This is a genomic window from Actinomadura sp. NPDC049382 (assembly GCF_040677125.1).
Lineage (GTDB): Bacteria > Actinomycetota > Actinomycetes > Streptosporangiales > Streptosporangiaceae > Spirillospora > Spirillospora geliboluensis.
Map to the genome: position 1 here is coordinate 26,202 of NZ_JBFARO010000089.1, position 6,190 is coordinate 32,391.

General features: G+C 74.9%; 5 protein-coding genes. 2 read left to right on the forward strand and 3 right to left on the reverse strand.

Annotated elements, in window-relative coordinates; translation table 11 throughout:
* Nucleotides 1-11 precede the first annotated feature (11 nt).
* A complete protein-coding gene (locus AB0K34_RS33915; protein ID WP_138637049.1) occupies nucleotides 12-1,214 on the reverse strand; it encodes a branched-chain amino acid ABC transporter substrate-binding protein in 1,203 nt (400 codons plus the stop codon).
* A 160-nt stretch (nucleotides 1,215-1,374) separates the two neighbouring features.
* Here AB0K34_RS33915 and AB0K34_RS33920 point away from each other — a divergent pair, with 160 nt between their 5' ends.
* The gene (locus tag AB0K34_RS33920; protein ID WP_138637048.1) at nucleotides 1,375-2,352 is read left to right on the forward strand and encodes an ornithine cyclodeaminase family protein; all 978 of its coding nucleotides are present in this window, start codon (nucleotides 1,375-1,377) and stop codon (nucleotides 2,350-2,352) included.
* Nucleotides 2,353-2,359: 7 nt separating this feature from the next.
* Here AB0K34_RS33920 and AB0K34_RS33925 read toward each other — a convergent pair whose 3' ends face one another.
* Nucleotides 2,360-3,739 (reverse strand): NADP-dependent succinic semialdehyde dehydrogenase, encoded by a 1,380-nt coding sequence (locus AB0K34_RS33925; protein ID WP_138637047.1) that lies wholly within the window; start codon nucleotides 3,737-3,739, stop codon nucleotides 2,360-2,362.
* 70 nt (nucleotides 3,740-3,809) lie between these two features.
* On the reverse strand, nucleotides 3,810-4,829 hold the full coding sequence (locus AB0K34_RS33930; RefSeq protein WP_301176096.1) for a lactonase family protein: 1,020 nt from the start codon (nucleotides 4,827-4,829) through the stop codon (nucleotides 3,810-3,812).
* Nucleotides 4,830-5,037: 208 nt separating this feature from the next.
* Between AB0K34_RS33930 and AB0K34_RS33935 the strand changes: the two genes are divergently transcribed.
* On the forward strand, nucleotides 5,038-6,190 hold a 1,153-nt coding region (locus AB0K34_RS33935; protein ID WP_364553035.1), incomplete at its 3' end, for an MFS transporter.

Sequence of the window (6,190 nt, forward strand, 5' to 3'; positions counted from 1 at the left end):
CAGGGGTCTCGTCACGAGGTCTTGGCGTCCACCCAGGTGGCGCCGCTCTTGTCGAGCTTCTTGTAGGCGGTGAACGCGCCGTCGTCGACGCGGACGGTGATGTAGAGCGGGTCGGTCCGGTCGCCCTTGTCGTCGAAGGTGATGGGCCCGGTGATGCCGGGGAAGTCCTTGATCTTGTGGAGGGCGGCGGTGATGTCCGCGCCCTTGGTCGACCCGGCGTCGTCGATGGCCTTCGCGACGACCTTGACCGCGTCGTACTCGTACACCGAGAACGGCCCGGGGTCGGCGCCGTTCGCGGCCTTGTAGGCGGACACGAACTTCCCGGCGGCGGGCAGGTCCTTGGCCAGCGGCGCGGTCGTGGCGATGTAGCCGGCGGAGGCCCGGCCCGCCGTCTTCAGGACGGTCGAGTCGGTCGTCGCGTCCCCGCCCATCAGCGTGAACTTCAGCCCGAGCTGCCGGCGCTGCTTCATCAGCAGCCCCGCCTCGGCGAAGTAGCCGGTGAAGTACAGCACGTCCGGCCGCGTCGAGGCGATCTTGGTGAGGACGGGGCTGTAGTCGGACTGGCCGGGCTGCAGCGCGTCCGCGTAGACGACCTGCCCGCCGAGCTGCTTCACCGAGTTCGCCGCCGCGTCCGCGAGGCCCTTGGCGTAGGTGGTGTTGTCGTGCAGCAGCGCGATCCGGCGCGCGCGCAGCTCGCCGGTCATGAACTTCGCGGCGACGGTGCCCTGGTTGTCGTCGCGCCCGCAGGTGCGGAACACCTTGCCCTTGCCGGAGTCGGTGAGGGACGGGTTGGTGGAGGCGTCCATCACGAACGGGACGCTCCGCCGTCCGTAGATCGGGATCGCCGGCACCGCGGCGCCCGAGCAGTACCCGCCGGCGACCGCGACGACCCCGCTGTTCAGCAGCTTCTGCGCGGCCTGCGCGCCCTGCTGGGCGCTGCACTGGTCGTCGGCCTCGACGATCTCGACCGTCCGGCCGTCCACCCCGCCGGCCTTGTTGATCTCGGCCGCGGCGACCTTGGCGGCGGCGAGGATGTCCTGCCCGGCGGAGGCGGAGTCCCCGCTCAGCGGCGCCGGGACGCCGATCTTGATGGGCCCGGACCCGCCCGGATCGTCCGACCCGCACGCCGCGGCGAGCGGGGCCAGCAGCAGGCCGGCGCCGGCGGCGGCGAGCAGGCGGAACCGGCGGCGGTCCCGCGGTGTCAGTGGGGTCATCGGCGCCTCTCCGTCGCTCGCGGTGCGGGATGGTGAAAGCGTGGAACGTCGCGGGACGGCCGTCGAGTCGGCCGAGCATGCGATCTCATGTAGTGATCGATAAGAACCGCTTGCCCTTCCGCCCTCGACAGCGCGGCGGCGGGCTCGCGAAGATCACCCCATGGCCGATGTCCTGCTGCTGTCCGCCGCCGACGTGCGCGCCGTCTTCGACCTCCCGGCGGCGATCGCCTCGCAGCGGGCCGCGTTCGGCGCGCTCGGCCGCAGGGAGGCGCGGCTCGCGCCCCGGCTGCTGCTGGACGGCCCGGACGGCGACGTCGCGTTCTGCTACGTGTCCCGGCTGCCCGGCACCGGCGCCGTCGCCAAGTTCGGCAGCGTGCACCCCGGCAACGCGGCGCGCGGGCTGCCGACCGTCGCCGCGCTCGTGACCGTGCAGGACCCGGTCGACGGCCGGCCCGTCGCGATCATCGAGGGCGAGGCCGTCACGACGCTGCGGACGGCGGCGGCGAGCGCGGTGGCCGCCGACCACCTCGCGGTGCCGGACGCGTCCCGGCTCGCGGTGGCGGGCTGCGGCGTCCAGGGCCGCGCGCACGTCCGCGCGATGGCGGCGGTCCGCCCGATCGCCCGGACGGCCGTGGCGTGCCGCCATCCCGACACCTGCACCGTCGCCGCCGAGCTGGCGGACGAGCTGGGCGCGCCGGTCGAGCGGGCGGCGTCCGTGCGGGAGGCGGTGGAGGGCGCGCAGATCGTCGTCACCGCCACCACCAGCGCCGAGCCGGTCGTGCTCGGCGCGTGGCTCGATCCCGGCTGCACGGTGCTGAGCGTCGGGTCGTTCGCGCCGGACCGGGCGGAGGTCGACGACGCCGTCCTCACCCGCGCCGCGGCCGTCGTCGTGGACGATGTGCCGACCGCGCTCGACCACGCCGGTCCCGTCGTGGCCGCCGTCCGCGCCGGGCACCTCAGCCCGGAGGAGGTGCGGCCGCTCGGGCCCATCGTCGCGGGTCTGGCCCCCGGCCGGGAGGACGCCGCCGGCATCGTCTTCTACAACAGCGTCGGCATCGGCGTGCAGGACACGGCCGCCGCCTCGGTGATCGTCGAACGCGCCCGCGAGGCCGGCGTGGGCCGGCACGTGGAGCTGTGACGCCGAGTCAGCCGACCCAGACCGTCTTGGCGTTGCAGAACGCGCGCAGGCCGTCCGCCGACAGCTCCCGGCCGTAGCCGGACCGCTTCACCCCGCCGAACGGCAGCTCCGGGTACGACGTCGTCTTGCCGTTGACGAACACCTGCCCGGCGTCCAGCTCGCGGACGAACCGCTCCCGCTCGGTGTCGTCGCGGGTCCAGGCGTTCGAGCCGAGCCCGAAGCCCGTCGCGTTCGCGACCTCCACCGCCTCCGACACCCCGCGGACCCGGAACAGCGACGCGACCGGCCCGAAGACCTCCTCGTGGTACATCCGCATCTCGGGCGTCACCCCGCCGATCACGGTCGGTGGGTAGAACCAGCCCGGCCCCTCGGGCCGCCGCCCGCCGCACAGCACCGTCGCGCCCTTCTCCACCGCGTCCGCGACGAGTTCCTCCACGTCGGCGCGGCCCTGCTCGCTGACGAGCGGGCCGACGTCGGTGGAGTCGTCCATCGGGTCGCCGACCCTCTGCGCGCGCATGTGCTCCACGAACAGCCGCTCGAACTCGTCGGCGCAGCCGATGTCGACGATGAACCGCTTCGCCGAGATGCAGCTCTGCCCGTTGTTGAGGCACCGCGACTCCGCCGCCGTGCGCGCCGCGGCCTCGATGTCGGCGGACGGCATCACCACGAACGGGTCGCTGCCGCCGAGCTCCAGCACGCTCGGCTTGACCTCGTCCCCGGCGATCGCGGCGACCGACCGGCCGGCGGGCTCGCTGCCGGTCAGCGTCGCGGCCTTCACCCGCGGGTCGCGCAGCACCCGCTCGACCTTCGCCGAGCCGATCAGCAGCGTCTGGAAAGCGCCCTCGGGAAACCCGGCGCGGCGGAACAGGTCCTCCAGGAACAGCGCCGTCTGCGGGACGTTCGAGGAGTGCTTCAGCAGCCCCACGTTCCCCGCCATCAGGCCCGGCGCCGCGAACCTGATCACCTGCCACAGCGGGAAGTTCCACGGCATGACCGCCAGCACCGGGCCGAGCGGCTGGTAGCGGACGTAGGCGTCGGACGCGCCGACGTCGCCCGGCGCGGCGGGCCGCCGGTCGGCGAGGAACTCCGCCGCGTGCTCCGCGTAGTACCGGCACGCCTTCGCGCACTTCTGCGCCTCCGCCCCGGCCGCCTTCAGCGTCTTGCCCATCTCGGTCGTCAGCATGGCGCCGATCTGCTCGGACTCCCGGTCGAGGATGTCCGCCGCCGCGTTCATCCACTCCGCGCGCCGCTCCGGCGGGGTGCTGCGGTACGAGGCGAAGGTCTCCGCCGCGCGCGCGATGCGGCGGTCGACCTCCGCGTCGGTGAACGCCTCGAAGGTCTTCTCGACCTCGCCCGTCGCCGGGTTGGTCGTCGCGATCGTCGTCATGTCGGGATGCTCCTGGATCGTCCGGTCTATTGACCGGCACGTGCCCGTGGGGCCACCCGGGAAACGCCCGTCAGGCGGGGATCACGCATACGGGCGAGGGGACGGCGAGGGGCGTCCCGGCCGGCGCCGGGACGCCGTCGCCGCCGATGCGGAAGGTCGCGATCGTGCCGCCCCGCTCGTTCGCCACGTGCATCCACTCGCCGTCCACGTGCAGGTCGCGGGGCCAGTGCCCGCCCGACGGGACGTCCGCGACCGGCGCGAGCGCCGCGCCCCCGTCCAGCACCCGGTGCGCCGTCACCACGTCCGTGCCGCGCATGGAGGTGTAGACGTACCGGCCGCCGTCCCCGAGCTTGATCGCCGCGCCCTGGGCCGTGCCGCCCGCCGGACCGGCCGTCGCGGGCGACTCCGCGACCACCTCCAGCCGCGTGTACCCGTCCACCGGCCGCAGCACGAGCACGGCCGCGGCCAGCTCGGTCAGCACGTGCACGTACCCGCCCGGGTGGACGGCCAGGTGCCGCGGCCCGTACCCGGCCGGCAGCGGCGTCTCCCCGGCGAGCCGCAGCGCGCCGCCCTCGATCCGGAACGAGCGGACGAGGTCGGCGCCGAGGTCGGTCGTGAGCACCGTCCCGTCCGGGGCGTGCGCGGACATGTGGGCGTGCGGCCCCTCCTGCCGGTCGGCGCGCGGCCCGGCGCCGTGCCCCTCCGCCACGGCGGCGTCCCCGGCGAACCCGCCGTCGCCCGCCAGCGGGTAGGCCCGGACCGTCCCGGACCCGTAGTCGGCGGCGACCAGGCGACCGCCGTCCGGCGTCACGGACAGGTGGCACGGGAGCGCCCCCGCGGGTCGCCGGCCGATCTCCCGCAGCCGCCCGCCCCCGACCGCGTACGCGGCGACACCGCCCTCGTCCTCCTCGCGCACGGCGTAGATGACGCCCTTCCCGGGCTGCGCCGCCAGGTAGGACGGGCTCACCGCCCCGGCCGCGAGCTCCGGCGCCCGCAGCGTCCCGTCGGAGCGCCGCGCCACCCGGTAGATCCCGGCGCCGGCGCCCGCCTCGCCGGTGTACGTGCCCACCCAGAACGCCCGCTCGCTCACCCGGTCCCACTCCGTTCGTGATCTTCCCGCCCGCCGACGGCCGAAGGCGAGCCTAGCCCCGGCGGGCCGGGGGATCCGGCGGGACGCCCGCCTTCCCCGCGCTCACCTGCGGAAACGTGATGTATCTCGCACACTTCGCAGGTTTGGAACGCCTCCCGCAGACCCGGCGTTGGAGGTCACTTGGTGTGACCTTTAGGGGGAGAAGACCTTGGCTATCCCGGTGATGCTGCGCTCGCTGCGCCACCACAACTACCGGCTGTGGGCCGTGGCGGACTTCGTCTCGATCACCGGCACGTGGATGCAGGTCCTCGCGCTGAACTGGCTCATCCTGTCGATCACCGGCTCGGCGACCAGCGTCGGGCTCGGCCTCGTCCTGCAGGCCCTGCCCACGATGCTGATCGGGCCGTGGGGCGGGGTGATCGCCGACCGGCTGCCCGCGCGGTACGTCGTGGCGGCGGGCCAGGTGGTCCAGGCGGTGCTGTCGGCCCTGCTCGCGGTGATCGCGGCGGGGGACCCGAGCGGCACCGGAGGGCTGTACGCGATCACGCTGGTCTCCGGCGTCGCGACCGCGCTGACCTCGCCCGCGCTCGGCCGGTTCGGCGCCGAGGTGGTCGGGCAGGAGGACCTGTCCAACGGCCTCGCGCTCGGCTCGGTGCTGAGCTCCGGCGGCCGCATCCTCGGGATGAGCCTCGCCGGGATCGTGATCCCGCTCGCCGGGGTGCCGGGCGCGTTCGCGGTGAACGCGGTGAGCTTCCTCGGCGTCCTCGCCGCCATCGCCCTGATGCGCGGCGGCGAGCTGCACCGGCTGCCGCCCGCCGAGCCGGGGGAGCGCGGCATCGTCGCGGGCTTCCGCTACGTGCTCGCCTCGCCCCGGCTGCTGATCATGTTCGGGCTGGCGTTCGTGCTCGGCAGCCTCGGCCGCAACTACCAGGTCACCATGGCCGCGATGAGCCAGGGGCCGCTCGGCGCGGGCGCCGCCGGGTACGGCGCCCTGTCGGTGGCGTTCGCGGTCGGCACCGTCCTCGGCGGCGTCTACGCCGCCTCCCGCACCCGCCTCCCGCTCCGGCTGCTGCTGGTCGCCGCGGCGCTGTGCGGCGCCGGGCAGATGCTGAGCGGCGGCGCCCCGGACCTGCTGCTGTTCGGCGCCGCGATGCTGCCGATCGCGGCCTGCGCGGTCGTGTTCGACACCACCGTCGCCACCCGCGTCCAGTTGGACAGCCCCGGCGGGCTGCGCGGCCGCGTGATCGCCGCGCAGGGCATGGTCGGCGCCGCGTCCGGCGCGTTCGGCGGCCCGGCCCTCGGCGCGCTCTGCGACACCGTCGGCCCGCGCGCCGCGCTGGTCCTCGCCGGGTCCGTCATCC

What these genes read in the sequence shown, in the direction of transcription:
- AB0K34_RS33925 (WP_138637047.1), bottom strand. Translation starts at nt 3,739, where the DNA reads ATGACGACGATCGCGACGACCAACCCGGCGACGGGCGAGGTCGAGAAG.
- AB0K34_RS33915 (WP_138637049.1), bottom strand. Translation starts at nt 1,214, where the DNA reads ATGACCCCACTGACACCGCGGGACCGCCGCCGGTTCCGCCTGCTCGCC.
- AB0K34_RS33920 (WP_138637048.1), top strand. Translation starts at nt 1,375, where the DNA reads ATGGCCGATGTCCTGCTGCTGTCCGCCGCCGACGTGCGCGCCGTCTTC.